27 protein-coding genes and 1 pseudogene are annotated in these 23,450 nt (G+C 34.3%); 6 read left to right on the top strand and 22 right to left on the bottom strand.

Features of this window, described 5'->3' with window-relative positions; genetic code table 11:
* The first annotated feature begins 59 nt into the window (after positions 1 to 59).
* The 4 genes from NEH74_RS05320 (at position 60) to def (ending at position 1,520) form a co-directional block, all read left to right on the top strand.
* The gene (locus tag NEH74_RS05320; RefSeq protein ID WP_055241103.1) at positions 60 to 254 is read left to right on the top strand and encodes a sporulation protein YjcZ; all 195 of its coding nucleotides are present in this window, start codon (positions 60 to 62) and stop codon (positions 252 to 254) included.
* 144 nt (positions 255 to 398) lie between these two features.
* On the top strand, positions 399 to 614 hold the full coding sequence (locus NEH74_RS05315) for a hypothetical protein (protein ID WP_055304983.1): 216 nt from the start codon (positions 399 to 401) through the stop codon (positions 612 to 614).
* A 96-nt stretch (positions 615 to 710) separates the two neighbouring features.
* Positions 711 to 806 carry a YjcZ family sporulation protein gene (locus NEH74_RS05310; protein WP_082411225.1) on the top strand — a complete coding sequence of 32 codons (96 nt, stop codon included), beginning with the start codon at positions 711 to 713 and terminating at the stop codon, positions 804 to 806.
* Between the two features lie 159 nt (positions 807 to 965).
* Positions 966 to 1,520, top strand: coding sequence for a peptide deformylase (gene def / locus NEH74_RS05305; RefSeq protein ID WP_055304985.1), 555 nt, complete (start codon positions 966 to 968; stop codon positions 1,518 to 1,520).
* Between the two features lie 29 nt (positions 1,521 to 1,549).
* On the opposite strand, the gene NEH74_RS05300 is transcribed toward def, so the two are convergent.
* The gene (locus NEH74_RS05300) at positions 1,550 to 2,887 is read right to left on the bottom strand and encodes a tetratricopeptide repeat protein (RefSeq protein WP_055241110.1); all 1,338 of its coding nucleotides are present in this window, start codon (positions 2,885 to 2,887) and stop codon (positions 1,550 to 1,552) included.
* A 35-nt stretch (positions 2,888 to 2,922) separates the two neighbouring features.
* The gene (locus NEH74_RS05295) at positions 2,923 to 3,693 is read right to left on the bottom strand and encodes a Cof-type HAD-IIB family hydrolase (protein WP_055241112.1); all 771 of its coding nucleotides are present in this window, start codon (positions 3,691 to 3,693) and stop codon (positions 2,923 to 2,925) included.
* Positions 3,694 to 4,016: 323 nt separating this feature from the next.
* On the opposite strand from NEH74_RS05295, the gene rnjA reads away from it, so the two are divergent.
* On the top strand, positions 4,017 to 5,711 hold the full coding sequence (gene rnjA / locus NEH74_RS05290; RefSeq protein ID WP_055241114.1) for a ribonuclease J1: 1,695 nt from the start codon (positions 4,017 to 4,019) through the stop codon (positions 5,709 to 5,711).
* 96 nt (positions 5,712 to 5,807) lie between these two features.
* Here the strand turns inward: rnjA and NEH74_RS05285 are convergent, their stop codons facing one another.
* The 3 genes from NEH74_RS05285 to NEH74_RS05275 form a co-directional block, all read right to left on the bottom strand.
* Positions 5,808 to 6,422 carry a hypothetical protein gene (locus NEH74_RS05285; protein WP_055241116.1) on the bottom strand — a complete coding sequence of 205 codons (615 nt, stop codon included), beginning with the start codon at positions 6,420 to 6,422 and terminating at the stop codon, positions 5,808 to 5,810.
* Between the two features lie 372 nt (positions 6,423 to 6,794).
* Positions 6,795 to 7,463, bottom strand: coding sequence for a potassium channel family protein (locus NEH74_RS05280; protein ID WP_055241118.1), 669 nt, complete (start codon positions 7,461 to 7,463; stop codon positions 6,795 to 6,797).
* Positions 7,464 to 7,900: 437 nt separating this feature from the next.
* Positions 7,901 to 8,569, bottom strand: coding sequence for a potassium channel family protein (locus NEH74_RS05275; protein WP_055241120.1), 669 nt, complete (start codon positions 8,567 to 8,569; stop codon positions 7,901 to 7,903).
* A 125-nt stretch (positions 8,570 to 8,694) separates the two neighbouring features.
* On the opposite strand from NEH74_RS05275, the gene pgeF reads away from it, so the two are divergent.
* Complete coding sequence (gene pgeF, locus NEH74_RS05270; RefSeq protein WP_055304987.1) at positions 8,695 to 9,510, top strand: peptidoglycan editing factor PgeF; 816 nt, start codon at positions 8,695 to 8,697, stop codon at positions 9,508 to 9,510.
* A 246-nt stretch (positions 9,511 to 9,756) separates the two neighbouring features.
* Here pgeF and NEH74_RS05265 read toward each other — a convergent pair whose 3' ends face one another.
* The 17 genes and pseudogenes from NEH74_RS05265 to rbfA all read right to left on the bottom strand — a co-directional run bounded on the left by NEH74_RS05265 (position 9,757) and on the right by rbfA (position 23,426).
* Entirely contained in the window at positions 9,757 to 10,095 is a 339-nt protein-coding gene (locus NEH74_RS05265) for a hypothetical protein (protein ID WP_055276389.1), read from the bottom strand.
* A 15-nt stretch (positions 10,096 to 10,110) separates the two neighbouring features.
* The gene (locus NEH74_RS05260) at positions 10,111 to 10,677 is read right to left on the bottom strand and encodes a GNAT family N-acetyltransferase (protein ID WP_262941162.1); all 567 of its coding nucleotides are present in this window, start codon (positions 10,675 to 10,677) and stop codon (positions 10,111 to 10,113) included.
* A gap of 83 nt (positions 10,678 to 10,760) precedes the next feature.
* Positions 10,761 to 11,249: an NUDIX hydrolase gene (locus NEH74_RS05255; RefSeq protein ID WP_055304989.1), complete on the bottom strand. Its 489-nt coding sequence runs from the start codon at positions 11,247 to 11,249 to the stop codon at positions 10,761 to 10,763.
* 295 nt (positions 11,250 to 11,544) lie between these two features.
* Positions 11,545 to 11,652, bottom strand: a pseudogene (locus tag NEH74_RS13695) (GNAT family N-acetyltransferase); the annotation flags it as partial.
* A 51-nt stretch (positions 11,653 to 11,703) separates the two neighbouring features.
* Positions 11,704 to 11,847, bottom strand: coding sequence for a hypothetical protein (locus tag NEH74_RS05250; RefSeq protein ID WP_237252530.1), 144 nt, complete (start codon positions 11,845 to 11,847; stop codon positions 11,704 to 11,706).
* A gap of 120 nt (positions 11,848 to 11,967) precedes the next feature.
* Positions 11,968 to 12,894 (bottom strand): tetratricopeptide repeat protein, encoded by a 927-nt coding sequence (locus NEH74_RS05245; protein ID WP_055304991.1) that lies wholly within the window; start codon positions 12,892 to 12,894, stop codon positions 11,968 to 11,970.
* A gap of 20 nt (positions 12,895 to 12,914) precedes the next feature.
* A complete protein-coding gene (locus tag NEH74_RS05240; protein WP_055276379.1) occupies positions 12,915 to 13,424 on the bottom strand; it encodes a YfcE family phosphodiesterase in 510 nt (169 codons plus the stop codon).
* A gap of 11 nt (positions 13,425 to 13,435) precedes the next feature.
* On the bottom strand, positions 13,436 to 14,029 hold the full coding sequence (locus tag NEH74_RS05235) for an XTP/dITP diphosphatase (RefSeq protein WP_055241137.1): 594 nt from the start codon (positions 14,027 to 14,029) through the stop codon (positions 13,436 to 13,438).
* 12 nt (positions 14,030 to 14,041) lie between these two features.
* The gene (gene rph, locus NEH74_RS05230) at positions 14,042 to 14,752 is read right to left on the bottom strand and encodes a ribonuclease PH (protein WP_055241139.1); all 711 of its coding nucleotides are present in this window, start codon (positions 14,750 to 14,752) and stop codon (positions 14,042 to 14,044) included.
* A gap of 56 nt (positions 14,753 to 14,808) precedes the next feature.
* The gene (locus tag NEH74_RS05225; RefSeq protein ID WP_055276377.1) at positions 14,809 to 15,810 is read right to left on the bottom strand and encodes a GerMN domain-containing protein; all 1,002 of its coding nucleotides are present in this window, start codon (positions 15,808 to 15,810) and stop codon (positions 14,809 to 14,811) included.
* Between the two features lie 144 nt (positions 15,811 to 15,954).
* Positions 15,955 to 17,046, bottom strand: coding sequence for an exonuclease domain-containing protein (locus NEH74_RS05220; RefSeq protein WP_055276375.1), 1,092 nt, complete (start codon positions 17,044 to 17,046; stop codon positions 15,955 to 15,957).
* 574 nt (positions 17,047 to 17,620) lie between these two features.
* On the bottom strand, positions 17,621 to 17,818 hold the full coding sequence (locus NEH74_RS05215) for a hypothetical protein (protein WP_055276373.1): 198 nt from the start codon (positions 17,816 to 17,818) through the stop codon (positions 17,621 to 17,623).
* Positions 17,819 to 17,943: 125 nt separating this feature from the next.
* Complete coding sequence (locus NEH74_RS05210; protein WP_055241147.1) at positions 17,944 to 18,156, bottom strand: helix-turn-helix domain-containing protein; 213 nt, start codon at positions 18,154 to 18,156, stop codon at positions 17,944 to 17,946.
* Positions 18,157 to 18,288: 132 nt separating this feature from the next.
* A complete protein-coding gene (uvrC, locus tag NEH74_RS05205; protein ID WP_055276402.1) occupies positions 18,289 to 20,082 on the bottom strand; it encodes an excinuclease ABC subunit UvrC in 1,794 nt (597 codons plus the stop codon).
* A 114-nt stretch (positions 20,083 to 20,196) separates the two neighbouring features.
* Complete coding sequence (locus NEH74_RS05200; protein WP_237297080.1) at positions 20,197 to 20,649, bottom strand: DUF4362 domain-containing protein; 453 nt, start codon at positions 20,647 to 20,649, stop codon at positions 20,197 to 20,199.
* Positions 20,650 to 20,739: 90 nt separating this feature from the next.
* Positions 20,740 to 22,572 (bottom strand): LTA synthase family protein, encoded by a 1,833-nt coding sequence (locus tag NEH74_RS05195; protein WP_055304993.1) that lies wholly within the window; start codon positions 22,570 to 22,572, stop codon positions 20,740 to 20,742.
* A gap of 500 nt (positions 22,573 to 23,072) precedes the next feature.
* Complete coding sequence (gene rbfA / locus NEH74_RS05190) at positions 23,073 to 23,426, bottom strand: 30S ribosome-binding factor RbfA (protein WP_055241154.1); 354 nt, start codon at positions 23,424 to 23,426, stop codon at positions 23,073 to 23,075.
* Between the last annotated feature and the right edge of the window lie 24 nt (positions 23,427 to 23,450).

Genomic DNA, 23,450 nt, shown 5'->3' with positions numbered 1-23,450 from the left:
CACTGTCGACATTTTTGCGTATGATATCTTGAAGTCAACAGAATGAAAGGAGAATATATATGTATAATTATGGATATAATTGCTATGCACCTTGTGCTCCAGTAGCACCAGTGTTAAATAACTGTGGTAGAGGTTGTGGCGGATTTGCCTTCATCTTAGTGTTATTCATCTTGTTAGCGATCATCTGTGGTTGTGGATGCTTCAACGGCGGAGGTTGCGATGGATTTAATAACAACTGTGGTTGTGGGTGCTAATTAAGTGCCCCTCCCTCTTTTAGAGGGGCATGTAGTGACTTGGTCCGTTTAATCATTTTTATTTGAATGATTTAGTTTGCACTAACCTTTTACTTCCTCTTACGTATGATATAGTGAGCCCTAAATAAAAAGGAGGAATTACTCATGTATTACAATGGAGTAGGTTATGGCTGTGCTCAACCTTGCGTACCTGTCGTACCAGTTGCAGGATATGGAGGAGGATGTAGTGGAGGTTGCGGTTTCGGTGGATGTTGCTGTGCTTTCATTTTAGTTCTCTTTATTCTAATCATCCTCTGTGGTTGCGGATGTGGCTTCGGATGTGGTGGCTGTGGTTGCGGCGGATGCGGTTGTGGCTATTAATTCATAAATGAATCATTCTAATTCATTAGAAATGATGAACGAAATTAATCAAACAGCGTATTATATATTAGGTGTACAAACAAGGAGGTATGTAAAATGTGCTGTGGAGAAAATAATTTTGGTAATGGATGTGCATTTTTCCTAGTTCTCTTTATTTTACTTGTTATTATCGGATGCTGCTGCTGCCGTTAATTTCTTAATAGTGTGAGTAAGGGAAAAGATAATTAATTATGATAAATAAGAGGTGTTTCGGCACCTCTTTTGTTTTATTTTAATTTCCTTTTTTGTCCCATTAGCCAAATAACTATTTGTTTGTTATAATAGAAACTAAGTTAGAATGGAGGGTTCTTAATGATCACTATGAAAGACATTATTCGCGAGGGACATCCAACATTAGCAAAAGTAGCTACTGAAGTACCAATCCCGTTAAGCAAAGAAGATGTTAAATTAATGAATGACATGCTACAATTTATTATTAACAGTCAAACACCTGAGATTGCTGAAAAGTATCAATTACGTGAAAGTGTTGGTTTAGCAGCACCTCAGTTAAACTTAGATAAGCGTATTATTGCTGTGCATACAGAAGATGAAAAAGGAAAACTTTATTCATTAGCATTAGCTAATCCTAAAATCGTTAGCTACTCAGAAGAAATGACTTATTTACCAATGGGTGAAGGATGTTTATCTGTTGACCGCGAGGTTGAAGGATTAGTTCCTCGTTACCGCCGCATCACTATTCAAGGGTATAATGCGAAAGGTCAACTAATTAAATTCCGTTTACGTGATTATGTGTCAATTGTCTTCCAACATGAAATTGATCACTTAAATGGTCATTTATTCATTGATCGTATTAATCAAGATCAACCTTTAGCACCAATCCCAAATGCAAAACCATTAGAATTCTAAAAAAAAGACCGATCTTAAATCGGTCTTTTTTAATGTACACGTTGTGGTTTCTTTACGTATAATGTCATTAGTTTTTTCTCAGCATTTTTATCTTTTCCATATGAGACTGCTTTTTCATAAGCCTCCATCGCATGATAGTCATCTGCTAAGTAATTTTCATAAATTACCCCCAGGTTATAATATAATTCACCGGCATATTTCACTGGGGTTCCTCGTTTTTCAATCAAGGCGTCTGCTTTTAAGTAATACAATTTAGCAGATTTATAGTCTGATAAGTGATAGAAGTAAAGATGGCCAATATTCACATAAGTACTTGGTGTTTGATCATCAATTTCTAACACGCGAAGATAGTAATCTAAAGCCGCTAAATAATTTTTAAAAATTTCTACATTTAAATAAGCGAGTGCATTTAGCGCTAAAAGGTTATTCGGGTTAATCTCTAAGACGCGTTCATAGTAGTGAACAGCTTGTTTATGGTTATCTAATTCAAAATCATAGATATTGGCGATTTCTAATACAAGCCCTTCTTCATTTTTAAAATAAGGTAAGGCTGAAATCAGGACTTCTACCCCACTCTTTGGATCGTGTAAGTCATGGGCATATAACGAGCGTAACCCATGATAAGAAACTAAAGAGTATGGATCGAGTTTAATCGCTTGTCGATAATATTCAATAGCTTCTTCATAAGCTTTGAAATGATGTCTTAAAATATGGGCATAGTTATGACAAACGAGTGTATTGTCTGGCTCTAATCGAAGTGATTCCTCATACGCTTCTTTCGCGTCATCAAATCGATCAGCACGAACGTAAGCATCCGCTAAGTTGGCCAGTGCTGTAGCGGGATTCGTTGATAAGCTCACTGATTTTTCAAAGTATGGAATAGCAGTTTCTGCATCTTGCTTATATTTAATATAAAGACAGCCTAAGTTATTTAAGTTACGTGCATGATCGGGCTCAAGCTCCTCTACTTTTTCGCTACATTTAAAAGCTAGTTCAACATCATCATTTAAATCAATGCAAAGTTCAGCTAAATTGAGATAGGCATCTACATACTTCGGGTCGAGGTCAATCGCTTTTTCATAACATGTGATGGCCTCTAACGGCTGATTTAAAAATTGTTCATATAAAATTGCTAGATTAAAATATAGCGTCGGTGAATCTTCATGATAGGTAATCGCTTGACGATAATACTTCTCTGCTCGTCTGTAATCTTGATACGATTCAATAGAAATAATGGCTAACGCATTATAGACAGCGGCTAGGTTTGTTTGACGATCGAGTTGCTCGAGAAGCAGGGATTCTGCTTCATCAAAGCGTTGTTCGTCTAATAGTTGTTCAATGTATTCTAATGGCGTCGGTTCACTCATGATGAATTGCCCTCTTCTTTCCTTATTATATAGTATTAAAATAAACCTAGTGTTTCACAGGCATAATAGATTCCATTTTCATCGATTCTTTTTGTGACAAAGTCAGCATGCGCTTTAACTTCATCGCTTGCATTTCCCATCGCTACTCCGATGTCAGCTAGTTGTAACATTTCGATGTCGTTATGACCATCGCCAAAAGCAATGATTTGTTCTGGCTTCTCTGATAAATGGTTGATTAATTGTTTAATTCCTTCAGCTTTTGATCCATTTAGTGGCACAATATCAGCTCCAAAACTTAACCAAGGAACGAAACGAAGGTCGTTTTTGAATGTTTCAGGTAGATGCTTGAAATCATCTGAGAAGTACCATGCTTGAAGAATAGCCTCTTTCTGATGAATGTTTTCAATGATTTCGGGTAATGGCATTGAAACCCGTTTAAACGATTCAATCACATCATCATTCATTCCTGTGACAGTTGATCGAGTGGCTGATAATAATCCAATGACCATCTCTAATTTATTTGCTTCTTGAATTAAATTTTCAACAACTTCAGTTGGAATGGCATTTTCATAAACGACTTCCCCATGATGTGTAATATGTTGTCCATTGGCCGTCACAAATGTACTAAACGGTAACTGTCTAATACGTTCGTCTACTAAAAATAAAGCACGTCCTGTAGCAACGGCTAATTCATGTCCCGCTTCTTTTAATTTTTGGATGGCCTCAATCGTGCTCACTGGAATTTGATTGATGTCACTTTGTAAGAGTGTACCATCGATATCAAATAAAATTAAACTTTTCTTCATCTTATCTCACATCCTTCATGTTAGTATGTCAAAATTTTGTACTGTTTCATTCATCATAGTAAATTTATTACATAATTTCAAGTCCTAATCTGTTATATTGACCCGATGTAATGGTATAATAAGTAATGTTGGTTGTAGACTTTAATAAGATTTTGATTTGAAGATTATTTTTTCGACCTTTTATGAATCTCGTGTTATAATGTTAGCAGGATGTCCAAACTAAGTTAAGGACCAGAGACGTTTTAGGGAACTATTAATTTGCGTAAAAATGGATTAATTTTTTTGAAGAAATAACAATTACATTTAATGAGAGGGCGTGTACTATGAGTCAACGTAAAAAGAGCTCTCACTTTAAGCCAAATGATGTGGCAATTTTCGCACTTGGTGGTTTAGGTGAAGTTGGGAAAAATATGTACTGTGTTCAGTACAAAGATGAAATTTGTATTATTGATGCGGGAATCAAGTTCCCTGAAGATTATTTATTAGGAGTCGATTACGTGATTCCAGATTATCAATATTTAATTGATAATCAAGATAAAATTGTCGGTTTATTTATTACTCATGGTCATGAAGATCATATCGGTGGGATCCCATTTTTATTACGTCAATTAAAACTTCCTAAAATTTATGCTGGTAAATTAGCAATCGGACTTATTAAAAATAAATTAGAAGAACGTAAATTATTGCGTCAAGCCAACATTGTTGAGTTTAATTCTGAAACGGTCATTAAATCAAAACACTTTACATTTGAATTCTTCCGCACGAATCATAGTATTCCAGATTCTTACGGGATTGCGATTAAAACACCTCATGGAACCATCGTTCATACAGGAGATTTTAAATTCGACTTTACCCCAATCGGACCACCAGCAGATTATGCTAAAATGGCACGTTTAGGTGAAGAAGGTGTCCTATGTCTTTTATCAGATAGTACGAATAGTGAATTACCAATTTTCACGATTTCTGAACGTCGTGTTGGAGAGAATTTAGGAGATACGTTTAAAAAGATTAAAGGGCGTATTATTATTGCGACCTTTGCATCAAACGTTCACCGTGTTCAACAGATTGTTGAGGCTTGTGTGGCTACGAATCGTAAAATTGCCATTTTCGGTCGTAGTATGGAAGCCACAATTAAAATCGGTTTAGAATATGGTTATATTCATTGCCCAGAAGATACGTTTATCTCAGCTAATGAAATTAAGCATTTACCACAAGAGGAAGTCACAATTTTATGTACTGGTTCTCAAGGGGAGCCTTTAGCTGCACTTTCTCGTATTGCGAATGGAACACATCGTCAAATTCAAATTATTCCAGGTGATACAGTGATTTTCTCATCTTCACCAATTCCAGGAAATGCTTTAAGTGTTGGTCGTACGATTAACGCGTTATACCGTGCTGGAGCTGAAGTTATTACTCATAGCCCATTAACGGATATTCATACATCAGGTCATGCAGGACAAGAAGAGTTAAAATTAATGTTAAGCTTAATGCGTCCAAAATACTTCTTACCAATTCACGGGGAATATCGTATGTTAAGTGTCCATGCTCAACTTGGAATGCAATGTGGTGTTCCTGAAGAGAATTGCTTCGTGATGAATAATGGTGAAGTCTTAGCGTTTAATCAACATGGTGCTCGCTTGGCAGGCCGTGTTCCATCAGGAACGGTTTATACTGATAATAGTGGTTTAGGAGATGTCGGAACTGAAATTATCCGTGATCGTAAAATTTTATCAGAAGATGGTCTTGTTATTGTAGCGGTTTCAATTAAACGCTCTGAAAAACGTTTATTAAACGGACCAAATGTCGTTTCTCGTGGATTCGTTTATATGAAAGAATCTGAAGATTTAATTAAAAATACGGAGATTGCTGTTCGCGAAGTTGTTTTACATAAATTACAATCTTCAAAACATTTCTCAACTGAGGAATTAAAGTCAGCGATTTGTGATGTGGTTTCACCATTCTTATTTAATAAAACACAACGTCGTCCAATGATTTTACCAATCATTATGGAGATTTAATCATTAGGCTCTCATCTTTCGGTGAGAGCTTTTTTCTTTCGTTTTTTAAGTAGCTTTAACAGAAAAAGCGTTGCTAAAAATAGCAACGCTTTTGTTTTATTTTTGAGTAATATTGGCCTTAACAACAGATACTGTATTGTAGTTTGCCACCTCATCTTGATATGTCTCGAGATTAATGGCAGCTGATCCACCTGTTGTATAAGCTGCTAAAACAACATCTTGATTTAATGCTCCACCATATTGTTCAATAGCCACACGGTTTTCAAAGTTGATAGCCGGTGCATCTGTTTTTACTGCTTTATATTCTGGATTTTTATCGTTTGTTGTTTTTTCTTTATCGACTTCCGCAATAGAGAAAATTGATTTTACATCACCTTGTCCGATGTTTAAGATCATATGAACAATTGAGTTTTTCTCCATTGTTTCTGTTGTATACGTCGGAATATCAATCGTATTGACTAATTCACCATTTTCATATTGTTCAACTGTCATGTTAATGTCATAAGATGATCCAGTTGGTAAAAGCATGGATGCAACAGTACTTTGGTTTGGTCCATAATCTGCTGACTCTAATAATAATCCAATAACTCCTGATACTTCTTGATTCACGATTTTAACGTCACCTTCTGGTAAATTGGCTGCTCCACACCCAGCTAATCCTACTGTGACAAGTAATGCTGAAACCATTAAGCCTACTTTTTTGAATGTCATATCTATCCCTCGCTTGAATCTTGAAACTAATTTTGATAATGAAGTTAGTATATCATAATCTGCTTGTTAGTTCTTTATTTTTTTGTGTACAGTATATATTTTTCACTTTTTTTCCACACCATATTCATAATTTTGATAAACTTTAAATGCTCCTAGATTAGAAGAAGATGAACTAATGTGCGCTATCAAATGAATGGATGAGTTGTTGATTAACTAAAAAGGATAAATTAGTAGCGGGTGCAATGAACAATTGCTTTAATTAAAGGCTCTATTATGTTTTTCTTCGATTAAATTGATCCACAATAATATCAATTAATCACTTGTTTGTGTTTTAACATAGAGAGTAAAAAAAGAGTCCATAAATGAACTCTTTTAGCTATGCAAAAGCCAGTGATCAAATTCACTGATATCTTTATTTTCTCCAATGACTAATAAGACATCGCCTTCTTTAATTTCTGTGTTCGCTTGTGGAACGACGATGTTATAGTTACGTTTAATAGCAGCAATGTTGATACCAAAACGTTGAGGAATATTTAAATCAATTAAGGTTTGACCAATGATAGGTCCCGCTGCTAGTAATTCAACGATACTATAGGTATCTGATAGCACTAAATAATCTAAAACAAAGTCGGATAACATTTGATGTGCTAGACGTTTTCCTGTATCTTTTTCTGGTTGAATGACTGAGTCAGCTCCAATTTTTAAAATTACTTTTTTATGATAATCATTCACAACTTTTACGGTTACTTTATTCACACCAATTTCTTTTAGCAGTAAAACTGTTAAGATACTTGCTTGAATATTTTGCCCAATTCCCACAATCACGTGGTCAATATTACGAATTCCGATACTTCTTAATGCTTCCTCATCTGTTGAATCTAAAATAATGGCTTGTGTTGCAATGTTAACATATTTTTTAATCACTTCTTCATTACAATCAATCGCTAAGACGTCTGCTCCTTGACGAGCTAATTCTTCAACGACACTCCCACCAAATTGTCCACACCCAATGACGGCAAATGTTGTATCTTTCTTGTCCATAAAAAATCCCTCTTTATTATTGGTCGTCCCTTTTTCACTTGAAGGTCGACGATTTATTTTGATCACCACGGATCAATTTTTTATATTCTAGATTATTTTAACATGATTAGACGAATTTTTCTATGCTATTATTGTAGAGTTTTTGTGCGTGTTTTAAATCAGCAGCATAAATAGTATCTTTAATCAAGCTCACTTTTTCAAACTAATCATCACCTTTTACTCTCAACTATATGTGCCAATTGGCGATTAGTTACCTATCTTTTAGTTTATCATTGATTTAACCGTAGATCACTGATTGAGATAACAAAGAGATAGATTATTATTTTTCTTACATGATTTATACTACAATCTATGTGAATGAAATCAAAGTGCTTAAGCATCTGATAAAAAACGTAGTAATAAAAATAGACTTCCATTTGGAAGTCTATTTTTTTAGATTAGTCATCTAATAACCAATGATTAAATTCAGTTAAATCTTTGTTTTCACCGATAACAAGTAATCTATCACCAGTAATAATTGAGGTATTTGCTTGTGGAACGATAATACTATTTTGGCGTTTAATCGCGGTAATATTAATCCTAAATCGTGTGGGAATATTTAATTCTATCAATGTATGATCAATCACTGGTCCAACAGCTAGGATTTCAATGATACTGTAGTTATCTGCTAAGACAATATAATCTAGAATCCGGTCTGAAAGCATTTGATGTGCGAGACGCTTCCCAGTATCTTTTTCAGGCTGAATGACGTTATCTACACCAATCTTTAAGATGACTTTTTTATGATAATCATTCACAACTTTCACTGTTACTTTATTGACGCCAATTTCTTTTAATAAAAGAGCTGTTAAGATACTTCCTTGAATATCTTGACCGATTCCAATAATCACGTGGTCAACATTACGAATTCCGATGCTTCTTAATGATTCTTCATCGGTTGAATCTAAGACAATAGTATGTGTCGCAATGTTGACATATTTTTTTATTACATCTTCATTTCGATCAATGGCAATGACGTCTGCTCCTTGGCTAGCTAACTCTGAAACGACACTTCCTCCAAATTGTCCGCATCCAATGACGGCAAAGGTTGTATTTTTCTTTTTCATAACTTTATTCCTCTTCATGATTAATTATTTATTAGTTTAACCTAATGAAGGGAATCTATGTGAAGAGTTTATCTTTTTTTACATCTTTTTCTTGTGCTCTGTTATAATAATGATGAGGTGATATGATGAAAGAACCATTTATTTTAAAGGAAAATCTATTGTTCATTGAATCATGGATGAATAAAAATGAGAATTTAATTGCTGGATTTACGACAATTAAGGGTGGAACATCGATTGATAAATTTGAAGGCTTAAATATTGCTTATCATGTTGGAGATGAACCAGAAGCCGTTTTAAAAAATCGTCAAGTGGTTGCTGATGCAATTGAGATGCCATTAGAAAAATGGGTATTTGCAGAACAGATGCATACAACCGCTGTTCATAAAGTGACATCAGCTGATTTAGGAGCTGGTGTTCATAGTTTTGAATCTGGAATTAAAGCGACAGATGGATTATATACAACAGAAAAAGACGTTGTGTTAGCGACGTTCTATGCGGACTGTACTCCTCTTTACTTCTATGCCCCTAAACATGAATTAATTGGAGTCGCTCATGCAGGATGGCGTGGGACAGTAGATGGCATGATGCATGAAATGTTACGTACTTTAAAAGAGGTTGAACAGATTGATGCGACTGATATTTATGTGGCGATTGGTCCATGCATTGGGCGTGATGCTTACCGCGTGGATGATACCGTGATTAATGAAGTGAAAAAATCAAAAGTTGAGGGTTGGGATGAAACATTTATTGAATTAGGAAATGGACAATATAAATTTGACCCTAAATTATTAAACTATAAACAAGCCATTCACGAAGGGGTTCCAGCTGAAAATATCGTGATGACTTCTTATTGTACTTACACAGATGAAGATTTATTCTATAGCTTCCGTAAAAATAATCAAACAGGACGCATGATGAACTTCATGTGCCTGAAAAAATAGTTAAAAAGACCAATTTTGTTGGTCTTTTTTTGTTATATTTAATTAAAGTTCAAGATTTTATTGATCATTTTTCATATATTAGCTTAATGTGATAATATGTCGCAAAAAGTATCGAAAAATAACGGAGTCTTAACATGAAAATAATAGTAAAACAGCTTGATAGAGCAATAAAAAGTATGACTATAAAAATCATCATATCTTTAAATAAAATTTTTAATTCATCCCAAAACTGAATGAACTATCAGATTAGAGTGATTCACTTTTTTGAATCAGTTCGATAGTATCTATTGATTCAATTCGGATAATTTTGAGTTTACGTTCACCTTTTTTAGTCGTGTATGAGATTTTCACCCACTCATCATCGGCCTCTAAGATAGTATAAACGCCATCATTACTTCCCCACAGCTCTTCTGTCTTAATCATACACTCTTGATTGATTAATGAATTTAAAATTTTTGACATACTCTCCTCTCCCTTTAATTGTCGCTTTAATTTCTTCACTTGATTTTCTAGCTTTCTAACTCGTCCAGGGTATCCTGAATAGGCAATCATAATGATAAAGCAAAGCCATCCCCACCACTGCAAGTGTTATCCCTCCTTTTATTTTGAACACGGATACTCATCTTTCAAGATAGAGTAGTAGCAACAGTCGATAAATTCTCCTTGACTATTTTTCTCTACTTTACGCAGTGTTCCTTCATAAGTTAAAAAACATTTTTGCATGACACGACCTGAAGCTGGGTTATTGACATCATGACGTGCCACTAACCGTTCAATGCCAATCTCATTTAAACAAAAGGGGATGAGCGCCTGAAAAGCTTCTGTTACGATTCCTTGGTTCCAATACCGACGTCCAATGCAATATCCTATCTCACCACATTCCTTTTCATCATCTACGTTCATTAAACTAATACTTCCGATTACCTCATGACTCTCTTTCAACTCAATTGCCCATTGATAATAGCGACTGTCTTCATAGCCTGCCACCCATGAATCAATAATCATTTCGCTGACTTCAATGGATGAATGCGTCGGCCATGTCAAATACTTTGTCACCTCATCATCACTTGTCCAGTTTTTAAACATATCATTAGCATCGGATAACGTAAAAGGTCTTAAAATCAGACGCTCTGTTTCAATCAGTTGTGTTCCTTTATGAGCTAACATTTACATTCCTTCTCTCTTTATAATTTTAATCAGTATACCACTTTTGGAATATAATGTAAATTACAGTAAGTTATCCACATCTATTATGACTTTTTATCATAAGTTATGATATGTTTGGGGAATTCTGGTAATTGATAAATAGCCTCTTTTAAAAATTCGGGGTAAATCATCACCTGATCAAGTCGGCTTAATGGTATCCAATCAAAAGACAAATACCAATCCTTATTCTCTTCCATTACAAAATGATTGGGACTACTTTCTAAAAATTCTTTTGGTAAATCGATAAGGTAATAAAAGCAAATTTCATGAAACGGCTCATTTAATATTTGTTCGTAAAAAAAGTTTTCATGAATCCAAAGCAAACGATTAACTTTTCCCTCTACTTGAAGTTCTTCTTTGATTTCGCGTAAAATAGCGCATGTACTCGTTTCATGAAGGTTCACACGTCCACCTGGTAAATAATAATGAGGAGCACGATGATCTTTCATGATGAGTAGTTTATTTTCATGAATCATAACCCCCGCCACTCGATAATTAAAGCGTCCTTCTTTTGTTTTAAAGGTTAAATCCATCCTATTCCCCTCCTGTAACATTCTATTATCTCATCTCTTCTGTTAATCCTTAAATGCTAATTATTTCTTTTTTACTTAAGATAACGGTCACGTTGTGTAAACATGAGACTAATTCATTAATAATCAGAGCTTCAATAAAGTTTCATTCGTAAAACTCGCCAGTTCCTAATGAGGTCGTTTGTGTCTTTGTAGCGATAATTTTGAATCCTTGAGCTTCATAACAACGAATGGCACGTTTATTCCAAGTACGAACTTCTAGATGTAGCGGTTTCTGGCCATAACGACGGATACTTTCTTACTTAGCCAATGCAATAATTTGTTGACCGATTCCCTTCGAGCAGTAATCTGGATGAACACCAATCCCAAAGAAGACATGCTCATCTTCATTTAATAAATTGACAAAACCAACTAACTTTTATAAACAAATTATTTAAGCCCTACCAATGGAAGATACCTAAGATCTTAATCTTTGGACCCACCCTTCCTCACACATCTCTTCCCATGATGATAAATTATAAAGATCGTAAGGTGCTTCATAGCACCAAGTACAAATTTGCTTCGCGAACTCTTCTGTTAATTCGGTTTGTTTAAGTTTCATAAAATCTCCCCCTTCAGTAGATTCCTTATTTTACTATACGCCCTCAAACTTATCCACACCTATTATTTAAACTTAACATAAAAAAGACAGCTCCCGCTGCAGAAGGAGCTGTCTTTTTTGTTATTCATTATAAATCGCTTGATATTCTGGCATTTGTCTAATGTCAGACAATTCATCATCTGTTTTCATATACTCAATTAAACTAGGACTTAATTGAGTTGAAAATTTAATATCTTCTAACGCCTTTTCATTCTCGTGTAATAAGGCATAGCAACACGCACGATTATAATAAAAAACTGAAACCTCAGGATTATATTTAATCCCCTCGGTATATAACGCGATACTCTCTTGATAATCTTCAAATACTTCTTTATATAAAATAGCTAAATTTAAGTATGTGAATGAATACTCTGGATTGCTGTTTAATGATTTACGATAATAGCGAATAGATTCTTTAATTTGTCCTAATTTTCGGCAGGCCACGCCTAAATTAAATAGTGCCATGTAATCGGCTGGATCGACTTGATGCGCACGATAGAAATAATGATAAGCTTTTAAGTTCTTATCTTCAGCCTCATAGATACATCCTAAGTTAATATAAGCATAATAGTAGGCTGGCTCAATTTCAATCGTTTTCTCATAATGATAAATAGCTTTTTCATTTTCTCCTAATTCATCATAGATATTAGCTAAGAAAAAATGTGCAGCCTCATAATTCGGATCAAGTTCAATTGTTTTTTTGTAGTAATAAATGGCTTTCTCATAATCTTCATTATCATCATAAATCGTCGCTAATCCATAATAAGAGGTTGGAAACTCTGGATCTAATTTAATCATGTCATAAAAGAGCTGAATGGCGTTTTTCTGCTCATCAACTTCATCATATAAAAAAGCTAATTCAAGCATTAAATCTAAATCCTCTATTCCAAAGGGTGTTTGGTAGGCATTAATAAAATGTTCTAATGCTTTTGAAACATTCCCGAGCTCTAAATAGTGTGCAGCCACTGTTTTTTGATTTAAATAGTATTGGTAAGTTTGTTCTGGCATTAGATCCCCTACCTTTCTTCTTAACGATTAAATGTTTGGCGAATCAAGGCATCGCCTGTGCTTACCTCTAAATAAATGACCTCTAACTCATCAGTTTCAGCTGTAATAATGGCATACGTCTTCTCTTTTGTATTGCGCGGTAAAACGACACTTCCGGGATTTAAGAAGAGAATGCCTTCATTCATTTCTGCTCCTATACAATGAGAGTGGCCATAGCAAACGATGCTAGCTCCAACTTCTAAAGCTTTATAGTAAAGACGTTGCATTGAATATTTAACATCATACTGGTGTCCGTGTGTCATAAATAAGGTTTCTCGATGATTGAGTTTCTCAACACGATGAAGAGGATACTGCTGATCGAGGTCACAATTTCCACGTACGGTTAAGTAACCTTGAATGTCCGGATGATTACTCATGAGCTGAGAATCTCCACAATGAATAAATAAATCTGCGTCGTGTAAATGGCGCTCACGAATGAGTTTTAAACTTTTTACATCCGCATGACTATCACTAACAACTACGATTTTCATGGCTCATCCCTCTACACTAAATTCATTAAAATAGTTTGTAATTTCGCAAAGGCATCCGCACGATGGCTTAATACATTCTTTTGATGCTTCGGAATTTGTGCCATTGTCTTTTCAAGTTCCGGTAAGTAGAAGATTGGATCGTATCCGAACCCTTCACTTCCTAAACACTCTGTCAAGATTTGTCCTTCACACGTTCCACGAACGACTGACTCCTCTCCTTCAGGTGTCACTAAAGCTAATGCACAAACAAAGCGAGCCCCACGTTGTTCAGTTGGAATACCTTCTAACTCACTTAATACTTTTTTAATATTCGCTTGATCATCGCGGCCTTCTCCTGCATAACGCGCACTATAAACGCCAGGACGTCCATGAAGTGCATCGACTTCTAAACCTGAATCATCAGCAATCACAACTTGATTAAATTGTTTCGCAATTGCACGCGCCTTAATTAAGGCATTCTCTTCAAACGTTTCTCCGTCTTCTACGATATCTTCGATTTCTTCAAAATCAAGTAACGATTTGACAGTAATATGATATTGACTGAAAATGTGTTCAAATTCTTTAGCTTTTCCAGCATTTTTAGTAGCAATAATAACTTCTTTCATTCTCTAGACTCCTTAGCTAATTTGTTTTTGCATCGCGATTAATTGTTGAATTCCTTGACTTGCTACGTCTAACATTTCAAGTAACTGTGCATGAGAATACGTTGCTTCCTCACCTGTTCCTTGAATTTCAACAAATTGACCACTTTCTGTCATAATCACGTTCATATCCACTTCAGCTGCTGAATCTTCTTCATAATTTAAATCTAAAATGACTTCACCATTTAAAATTCCAACCGAAATGGCGGCTAAATATTCTTTTAATGGGGACTCAGCAATCGTTCCATCAGCCACTAATTTATCAAAGGCTAATTTCATCGCTACCATTGCTCCTGTAATCGATGCAGTACGTGTTCCACCATCGGCTTGAATCACATCACAATCAATCCAAATTGTACGTTCTCCTAATTTTTCTAAATCAACAGCTGCACGAAGTGAGCGACCAATTAAACGTTGGATTTCCATCGTACGGCCACTCACTTTTCCGCGTGCTGCTTCACGAATATTACGTGTATTAGTTGCGCGTGGTAACATTGAATATTCAGCTGTAATCCAACCTTTTCCTTGTCCACGCATAAATGGCGGTAACTTATGTTCAATGGTTGCCGTACAGATTACTTTTGTATTTCCGAATGAGACAAGGACGGCTCCTTCAGGATTAATTATATAATGGGGAATAAATTCTACCGATCTTAGTTCATTATTCTTACGTTCGTTTGCTCTCATATTTATCACCTTACTTGATTAAAACTTTCATCCCCTATTATAACATAATCTCTTTTTTATTGGGCTTCAATTAATGATTCAAAATCGAATCGACTCGTTGGTACCGCAATAGAATGATCTACCTCATCCATCACTTTAATGTTTCCGTTGATTGAAACCGAAACCATTTCAATATCATCTAATTCCGTTAATGTCATCACCAATTGTTTTAACATCGTTGATGAAACTTTTGTTTGTTGACTGTCATAGTATAACTCAGAACTGAAATTTAATGAAACTAATCCATCACTAATGACTGGATCACTCAATAATGTCGTCTCTTGATCAAAAACACTCACATAATTTTGATTCACAGGCCCTTGAATTAAAGCAGAGATAGCATAAGTAACTGGATCAGTTGAAGCTGGAATAAGACGTGTGACTGGAACTAGCAATCCATCTTTACTATCATCTGTTACAAAATAAAGCGTCACAAGCTGCGTTTCATCAAAGTTTGTTGTATCTAATTCTAAATTAATTCCCATTGATCGGTCAAGTCCACGACTGACTGGCAATGTTCCATTTAAATTAGACACAGGTTCCCCATCAATCTCAAACTTCACTTTATCGACATCAACTAATTCAGTATACGTCCAAACAAGAGAAGATAACAAATCTTGTTCTTCATCAGCTGTATAATCTAAAAATTCCGGTGAGACATTCAGTGTCAGGACCCCATTTTCTAAGTGGTAATCATTTAAAGTAGCCGTAGGTGAGACTAAAGAAGTGGTTCCAACAGGCAGCTGATTTGATTTAGTTGTTAAGATTTCAAATATTGCTTGAATTGGATTACTTTCTTCACCTTTTTTTACGTATGTTTTGACAAGATTGTCTGACTCATGTAAGGCATAAACTGCATAATACTCTTCTGACGAATAGACGATTTGTTCTTGCGATGTTTGTTCACTCATCGTATTGACTAGGTTTCTTGCTGCAGGATCTTCAGATCTACTAGCATAATAAATAAACAACATTGCGAGGACTGGTAATGTTAATTTTTTTACCCATTTCGTTTCCATTTCTTTTCACCTCTTCTTAAATATATAGCTACTATATGAAGGGGTAAAAAAAAAGATAACCTTTACCGCAAGTTATCTAAAGAGTCGAGAATAGATGTCAATTCTTTAAATCATTCGATAAAAATTATCTTGTTCGTTGCATGGTTAGCGATTATTCATGATATTTTGATAGTTTTCTTTAAATGGATATTTCTCATTCGATAAAATAATTGATTTAAATTTATAAAAAATATTATGTAAAACAAGCGCATCCACAATCGCATCATGAATTTGTGTCCCCGTAAAAATTTCATAACTTTTAATGGCATTATATAGTCCAATATCTTGACCAATTTGGTAATATTGTCGATGAACACGTTGTAAATCAATAAGTTGATCGGTTTCAAATAAAGGCTCAACCTGATTTAATAAATAAGAGTTTTCTAGAATGAAACCATCTGAAACTCCCCAAACCAAGAAGATTGGGTTATATCGTGCAATAACTTCTTTAATATAATCATAGAAGTCTTGATAGCTCATTCCATAAGCTATCGCTGATTCGGTAATTTTTAAGAATTCTTGTGTTTTTCCTGAAACATGCGGGAATAAGGTTGGTTTCACATAAGCAGAGAATTTCTCTACTAGATTTCCTTCTGCATCTGCAATGATTAAACCGAATTGAATAATTTCAGGGTGAAACTTCATCCCTCGGTATTCAGGACCACTCATCGAAAACTCTAAATCTAAAAAGGCATAATAGTTCGAATCTAATAACGTATTAATTGTTTGTCTTAATTCGTGCTTAATAACTTGAGGATTTTCAGCTTTCTTACGATTTTCGTTTTTAATCGCTGTAATCGCAAAATAACTAGATTTTCCAATTTTGAATTCCATTGGGTTATACGTAAACTGAAGAAAATCTCCAGGTTTATATTGATATTTAATAACATTAAAATGTTTGGGCGTAATATAAAAATGAATCAATTGCCCACCTGTATGTAACGAAATACGCGGAATCGATAAATTCAATGATTGAATTTTCCCTTTTAATTCTTTACATTTTTGCATCGTTAACTCAAGATGATTAATTTTCTTCTTCCCACTTAAGCTATATTGCACGGACTGTCCAATCATGGACGTTGATACCGTTAGCTTAGGGTCGAATGAAAACCACGTCTCATTCATTAAGATTTTATGTTCGTCTAAATTTATTTTTAAAATCACTCCGGTATGTCCGAGCATTCTGACCACTTCCATCAAACAGTTTCATCATATCTACATGATGCCTTAAACTTTTTTCTTTAAAATTACTGAAGTTTAAATCTTCATCATTCTATATTATTATAATACACTTTCTCCCTTTAATCTACTCGCACATTATTTTTTTATATTCTCACAACCTCTGAGTAATCATTTTTTTCGACGTCATTAATGACGTAAATTTATATACGTCACGATAAATTTTCTATAGGGAAAATTTTAAGCCCTATCAGTGGTGGATTCATTTCGGTTAGAAATGGTCCATGATCCATCGTTACTATAGTCCGTCTTAATATCCAAGTATTTTAAGAAATAAGCTTAACTTGAAATATCTAGTTTTTTCGCTTTACATATAGATAAAATTTTAAATCTGGCTGATGATTTCAAAGCTTAACCTACAATAACTACCACATTTAACTCCTAAATCTAGTCGTCATTCCATGAAGCTCATCTATTTCAAAAAGGGATAGCATTTGTTGATTAATAATCTATTATATGCTTTGAATAATTAGCTTTATGACTGGCTAGCACCTCCCAACCCATCTTTTATAAAAAATTAAAACAGTGATAACTATTGACCATTACTAGTTTGCTGTTGTTTTAATAAATCTAAAATTTGTTTCATTCGATCGAGTAGCACACCGAATCCATATAAAAATACAATCAAAATGATATGAAGCGCAATACATGTCACCATTTGATTTCCAAGTCCTAAAATAACAACAAGCATCACTAGACTTAATAATTGAAAAAACTGTCCCAACGTCATTAAAATTCCTCCACCTAACAATGATAACCTTATTTTATCATACACTTACCTAAGCAACAATCGAATAACTAATAATGACTTGATATAAAAATACGTAAAAAAACCACCTTTAAAGGTGGTGATTTTTATAGTTTAATGACACCCAATCTTAATAGCTCAATAATAGCCTGTGAGCGTCCTTTGACGTTAAGTTTTAAGATCACATTTGAAATATGATTTCTAACCGTTTTTTCGCTAATTTTCAACTCCTCAGCAATTTCACCCGTAGTCATATTGTGAACGAGTAAGTCGAAAATTTCTTGTTCTCTCTTCGTTAAAATTGACTGACCTTTGTTCAACCTTTCTACCCCCTATTCTTTTGAGGTAGTCATTATCCTCGTTGATACGACGGTTATTGCCACCGTATCTAGTATATCTTATGTATCAAGTCATGATTAGTGCCACTTAATCAGTCAAAACCGTGCTAATTATTATTGTTTTTTCTGTAGTTCTTCTCCAATAAATAGTTTCACACGACGAATGAGTTCTGGAGCAAATCCAAGTTGTTCATAGGCTGAGTCATCTGCTTCTAGCATCTTTTCAAGTGATCCAAAATTTTGAATTAATAATCGTTTTCGTTTAGGTCCAATGCCTGGAATCTCATCTAAAATCGATGTTAATTGACGATTTTGTGCCGTTTGATGATGAAAACTTAAAACAAAGCGGTGAACCTCGTCTTGAATACGGGTTAATAAATTAAAAACATTTTCTCGACCTTTTTTCTTTAAATTAATTTCTTCCATATCACGACCATCAAGTAAAAACGCTGTTCGATGCTTTTCATCTTTAACCAATCCCACAACTGGAATAGATATATTTAATGATTCAAGTACTTCCATCGCAACATTCACTTGTCCTTTCCCACCATCAATGACGATTAAATCTGGAGCTGGTAATCCTTCATTAAGTACTTTGAAGTAACGACGATAAATAACCTCTTTCATCGCTTGATAATCGTCACCTTCTGACGTCGTCGTAATTTTATATTTACGATACTCTTTCTTATCTGGACGACCATCCGTGAATACAACCATTGCCGAAACCGTATCCATTCCTTGATGATGAGAATTATCAAAGGCTTCAATTCGATGGGGCGTTGGAAGACTTAATAACTCCCCTAATTTTTCAACGGCTTTTAACGTACGTTCTTCTTGCTTTTCAATCAATTGAAGTTTTTCATTCAGCGCCATCTCTGCGTTCTTCATCGCTAAATCAACAAGTTCTTTTTTATCTCCCTGTTTTGGAACCATCACTTTCACATCAAGCAACTGAGACAATAACTCTTGATCTAATGTTGAAGGAATAAAAATTTCTTTTGGCTTTAAGGTATTATTACTTTGATAGAAGCGTCCAATAAACGTTAACACAGCTTCTTCGACATCATCGATTCCGTCAAAAATCGATACTTCACGCTCAATCACTTTTCCTTGACGAATAAAAAAGACCTGAACGCAGACTCGTCCCTCAACTTCAGCATAACCAAAGACATCTCGATCAATAAAATCATTTAATGTCATCTTTTGCTTTTCAACGGTTGCTTCAATATGAAAGATTAAATCGCGATATTCTTTAGCACGCTCAAACTCTAAATTTTCAGCTGCTGCTTCCATTCGTTTCACTAAATCGGCTTTTACCTTTGAATAGTCACCTTTTAAGAAGCGGGAAATTTCCTCAATATACGGTTTATAATCTTGGGTTGGGATTTCATATTCACACGGTCCTAAGCACTGATGAATATGATAATAGAGACAAACTTTTTTCGGAATCGTATGACATTTTCTTAATGGGTATAATTTATTTAATAAACGAATCGTTTCATTAGCTGCCGTTGCATTTGGATAAGGTCCAAAATACTTTCCACCATCTTTTTTTATTTTTCGTGTTGTTACGAGTCGTGGATGGGTTTCATTCGTAATTTTAATATATGGATAGTGCTTATCATCCGTTAACATTATATTATATTTGGGATCATATTTTTTGATTAAGTTGATTTCTAAGACGAGCGCTTCAAGTTCACTCGATGTGATAATATATTCAAAATCGACAATTTCACGAACTAAACGTGCCGTTTTTCCATTATGTGAACCTGTAAAATAGGATTTGACACGATTTTTTAAACGTTTAGCTTTTCCCACATAAATGACTTGACCCTTAGCATCCTTCATTAAGTAACATCCAGGATTCATTGGTAATAAAGATAGTTTATCTTTTAATAATTGATTCAAGCGTTTCACCTCTTACTTCCTTTGAAACGTTATCGTTTTGCAATAAAAAATCCTAGTCTTCATTTATTTTTAAACGAAGATTCCTAGGATTAGTTTGGCTCATTGCCCACATCATTATTTCAGATTATATGATAAAAACGAACGTTCTTCTTGACCATTAATTAAAATATAAGTGACCTGGTCTTGCTTATAAATTTTCTTCATTGAATCATAAACCTTCACTTTATACTCTTTTCTTCCTTGGCCATCTTCAATAATATCATAGTAAAGCTTTAACTTTCCATTTGAAACATGTAACTCATATAACTCATATTTTTGGCTTGATTGGGGAATGGCAACTGTAATATGATCATCATTATTTCGCTTCACCTGTTTATAGAACTGTTCTAATCGAGAAAGATTAATAATTTTAGTCTCAGCTTGGATGACATCTCCATCCGTTTCTCCTTGCATGACATCATATGTATCATGGGCATTCACTTGTAAATTAAAATCTCCCCAAATAAAATATCCGCTGAGTACCACTAACACTATTAAAACTCCAAAACTAATACTTGTTTTTTTCACCAAATCCCACCACCTATTATGTCAATTATGGTGTTATTTTATCATCTTTTTTATGTCGAAAACAAGAGAATGCTCAGTTTTTTAATCTGATTATTGGAATCTTAATAAATCCTTATTCAAAATCAAATCAGAATAGTATAAATCTTGTACAGCCACCTTTTCTAGTGACTCACAAAAACTTTGATCAACCAACTCACCTGAATCAGAACGTAGGCATGTTGAATCAGCATATCGATACTCACTTCCAATAAAACTTCCATCTCGTAACACAATCAATTCACGACGATCAGCGGCAAATAAATCCTGTCCAAAATTGATGTACGCATTCACTGGTAATCCAACTAAATTTAAAAGTGTCGGCTTCATATCAATCTGTCCTGAAACCGTAGAAACCACTTCTCCTTCTTCTTGATTCGGCAAATGAATAATAAATGGCACGCGTTGTAAATCTAAGTGTCGATTTAATGTAATTTCTTCTTCCTGAAGTAATATCGCTAAATCCTCATAATAACTTTCTGATAATCCATAATGATCACCATACATCACAATTATTGTGTTGTCATAAAGGCCACTTTCTTTTAAGTTCGTGATAAAAGATTTGAGTGCTTCATCTAAGTAACGAACGGTCGTAATATAGTGGTTTACAATCTCATTATTTGTCTCTCCTGGCGAAATGTACTGATACTGCTCTGGAATTTCAAATGGATAATGATTCGTGAGCGTTAGTAACTTTGCATAAAAAGGTTGGGGCAGTCCTTTCAGATAATCTAACGTCTGTTCAAAGAAAGCTTCGTCGGTTAATCCCCATCCAAAACTATTTTCTTCGTTGACTAAAAACGCAGATTCATCAAAGAAATGATCAAATCCAAGTGCTTCATACATCGTCTCACGATTCCAAAACTCCTTCTCATTGGCGTGAAAGACAGCCGTATAATAACCTTGCCCCTTCAAAATAGAAGCGAGACTTTCATATTGATTTTGCGATTTCGCATAAAAAGCTGATCCACGATCAGCAGCATATAATGAGTTTTCAGTAATAAATTCAGCGTCTGATGTTTTCCCTTGTGACGTTTGCTGATAAAAGTTATTAAAATAATAACACTCTTGAATGAACTGATTTAAAAATGGCGTTACCTCTTCCCCATTGACTTCTAAATTAATTGCAAATTCTTGTAACGATTCCAATGAAATGACAATAATATTTTGATCTTTTGCCACTCCAAACAACTCGGAATTAGGGTTAATTTGATTGGATTTGACATAGTTACTCACTTCAATAAATTCATTATTCTCAGCAAGCGCATAGTCAATTGGTGTGGTTAAACTTAAATAAATATCATAAAGGCCATATTGATAGATGCCCAACGTTTTAATCATAACTTCACGATTATATGGAACGTTAAACATCGGTAATCCACTCAAATACGATAACCCAAACGTTAAAAGATAAGCTCCAATCATTGAAATAAAATATTTCTTATAAAAGTGAGGAGTACCCTTAGTTGAATCTTTTAGTCGTCGGTTTGCTACCATTAAAATAGGTAAGTTCATAATTAGAAATAATACTTTAAAATCAATTAAGTTCATCACACTACTTCCTAACCCTCCTGTATTATCCATTTGAAGTAAAATAGGTAGCGTCATGATATCATCATAAAATTTATAAAACAATGTATTTGCAATCATAATGACTGAGAAAAGCGCTGATACTCCGATAATTGCAAAACTTCTTTTTGAGGGTTTTAAAAAATAGATTGATCCATAAATTAATAAGATAGGTCCAATTGAATTAATAACAATTAAGATCTCTTCCCCTAAAGATACCAACGATAGTCGGAAAAAAAATTTATAAACAATATATGTTTGTAGCCATGTCATGAAACTAGCGATAAACATTAATTTTTGATTTTTAGTTAAACTCATTGTTTGTTTCCCCCTTATCTACTTAAATAATCTACCATAATAAGGATTTATGTCAATATTTCTCTTTACTTATGCCTCACTCGAGAACTTAAAAAGCATTGATCTCATCATATTTTAATCTTTTTTTACTACCCTAAAATGCAAGCTTAATTAAACAAAATTGTTAAAAAAGTTTGCATTTGATGAGAAATGGTCGATTTGAAAAATCGTAAACTTTGTCAGATTATTCTAATATCATTCTAATAAATGGTTTTAAAATAACGCTTTCGGTTCATTTAGTGTTGGTAACATATTATTGTACAAAATAATATGTTACCGATTGAGCCCTCCCTAATTCAAATTTTCTGTCAAATAAAAATGCTTATAAGTATTACTTCTCCTCTTCTATCTTCATTTAAAAATGATTGTTAAATTAGCTTAATCTTCATCCATATACCTCTGCTATTTCTCACAAAAAAAGAGCCACCTCATTTTGAGATGGCCCCTTTCACCTAATATGATTACATTTTACCTTGACGGCGTAAATCTGCTAACATCATATCAATTTTATTACCATATTCAATTGATTCATCAATTTCAAAAATTAAATCTGGAACTTTACGTGTCGACATACGTTTCCCTAACTCACTACGGATAAATCCTTTTGCACGTAATAAGGCTTTTGTTGCCGCTTCACGACGATTTTCTCCACCTAAAACAGAATAGTAAATCTTACAGAATGATAAGTCACTCGTTACTTCTGCTCCTGTTACCGTAACAAATCCCACTTTTGTATCTTTAATTTCATTCATGATGATATCCGTTACATCACGTTCAATTTGTTTTGAAAGTTTTTGTACTCGAATTTGTGACATCCTGAATCACCCTTTTTTATATAA

The sequence above is a fragment of the Turicibacter sp. GALT-G1 genome (genome assembly GCF_025594995.1).
GTDB lineage: Bacteria > Bacillota_I > Bacilli_A > MOL361 > Turicibacteraceae > Turicibacter > Turicibacter bilis.
Note: the sequence above shows the minus strand (reverse complement) of the source record. Positions and strands in the feature narration are given on the sequence as shown.

What these genes read in the sequence shown, in the direction of transcription:
- NEH74_RS05320 (WP_055241103.1), top strand. Translation starts at nt 60, where the DNA reads ATGTATAATTATGGATATAATTGCTATGCACCTTGTGCTCCAGTAGCA.
- NEH74_RS05315 (WP_055304983.1), top strand. Translation starts at nt 399, where the DNA reads ATGTATTACAATGGAGTAGGTTATGGCTGTGCTCAACCTTGCGTACCT.
- NEH74_RS05310 (WP_082411225.1), top strand. Translation starts at nt 711, where the DNA reads ATGTGCTGTGGAGAAAATAATTTTGGTAATGGATGTGCATTTTTCCTA.
- def (WP_055304985.1), top strand. Translation starts at nt 966, where the DNA reads ATGATCACTATGAAAGACATTATTCGCGAGGGACATCCAACATTAGCA.
- NEH74_RS05300 (WP_055241110.1), bottom strand. Translation starts at nt 2,887, where the DNA reads ATGAGTGAACCGACGCCATTAGAATACATTGAACAACTATTAGACGAA.
- NEH74_RS05295 (WP_055241112.1), bottom strand. Translation starts at nt 3,693, where the DNA reads ATGAAGAAAAGTTTAATTTTATTTGATATCGATGGTACACTCTTACAA.
- rnjA (WP_055241114.1), top strand. Translation starts at nt 4,017, where the DNA reads ATGAGTCAACGTAAAAAGAGCTCTCACTTTAAGCCAAATGATGTGGCA.
- NEH74_RS05285 (WP_055241116.1), bottom strand. Translation starts at nt 6,422, where the DNA reads ATGACATTCAAAAAAGTAGGCTTAATGGTTTCAGCATTACTTGTCACA.
- NEH74_RS05280 (WP_055241118.1), bottom strand. Translation starts at nt 7,463, where the DNA reads ATGGACAAGAAAGATACAACATTTGCCGTCATTGGGTGTGGACAATTT.
- NEH74_RS05275 (WP_055241120.1), bottom strand. Translation starts at nt 8,569, where the DNA reads ATGAAAAAGAAAAATACAACCTTTGCCGTCATTGGATGCGGACAATTT.
- pgeF (WP_055304987.1), top strand. Translation starts at nt 8,695, where the DNA reads ATGAAAGAACCATTTATTTTAAAGGAAAATCTATTGTTCATTGAATCA.
- NEH74_RS05260 (WP_262941162.1), bottom strand. Translation starts at nt 10,677, where the DNA reads ATGTTAGCTCATAAAGGAACACAACTGATTGAAACAGAGCGTCTGATT.
- NEH74_RS05255 (WP_055304989.1), bottom strand. Translation starts at nt 11,249, where the DNA reads ATGGATTTAACCTTTAAAACAAAAGAAGGACGCTTTAATTATCGAGTG.
- NEH74_RS05250 (WP_237252530.1), bottom strand. Translation starts at nt 11,847, where the DNA reads ATGAAACTTAAACAAACCGAATTAACAGAAGAGTTCGCGAAGCAAATT.
- NEH74_RS05245 (WP_055304991.1), bottom strand. Translation starts at nt 12,894, where the DNA reads ATGCCAGAACAAACTTACCAATACTATTTAAATCAAAAAACAGTGGCT.
- NEH74_RS05240 (WP_055276379.1), bottom strand. Translation starts at nt 13,424, where the DNA reads ATGAAAATCGTAGTTGTTAGTGATAGTCATGCGGATGTAAAAAGTTTA.
- NEH74_RS05235 (WP_055241137.1), bottom strand. Translation starts at nt 14,029, where the DNA reads ATGAAAGAAGTTATTATTGCTACTAAAAATGCTGGAAAAGCTAAAGAA.
- rph (WP_055241139.1), bottom strand. Translation starts at nt 14,752, where the DNA reads ATGAGAGCAAACGAACGTAAGAATAATGAACTAAGATCGGTAGAATTT.
- NEH74_RS05225 (WP_055276377.1), bottom strand. Translation starts at nt 15,810, where the DNA reads ATGGAAACGAAATGGGTAAAAAAATTAACATTACCAGTCCTCGCAATG.
- NEH74_RS05220 (WP_055276375.1), bottom strand. Translation starts at nt 17,046, where the DNA reads ATGGAAGTGGTCAGAATGCTCGGACATACCGGAGTGATTTTAAAAATA.
- NEH74_RS05215 (WP_055276373.1), bottom strand. Translation starts at nt 17,818, where the DNA reads ATGACGTTGGGACAGTTTTTTCAATTATTAAGTCTAGTGATGCTTGTT.
- NEH74_RS05195 (WP_055304993.1), bottom strand. Translation starts at nt 22,572, where the DNA reads ATGAGTTTAACTAAAAATCAAAAATTAATGTTTATCGCTAGTTTCATG.
- rbfA (WP_055241154.1), bottom strand. Translation starts at nt 23,426, where the DNA reads ATGTCACAAATTCGAGTACAAAAACTTTCAAAACAAATTGAACGTGAT.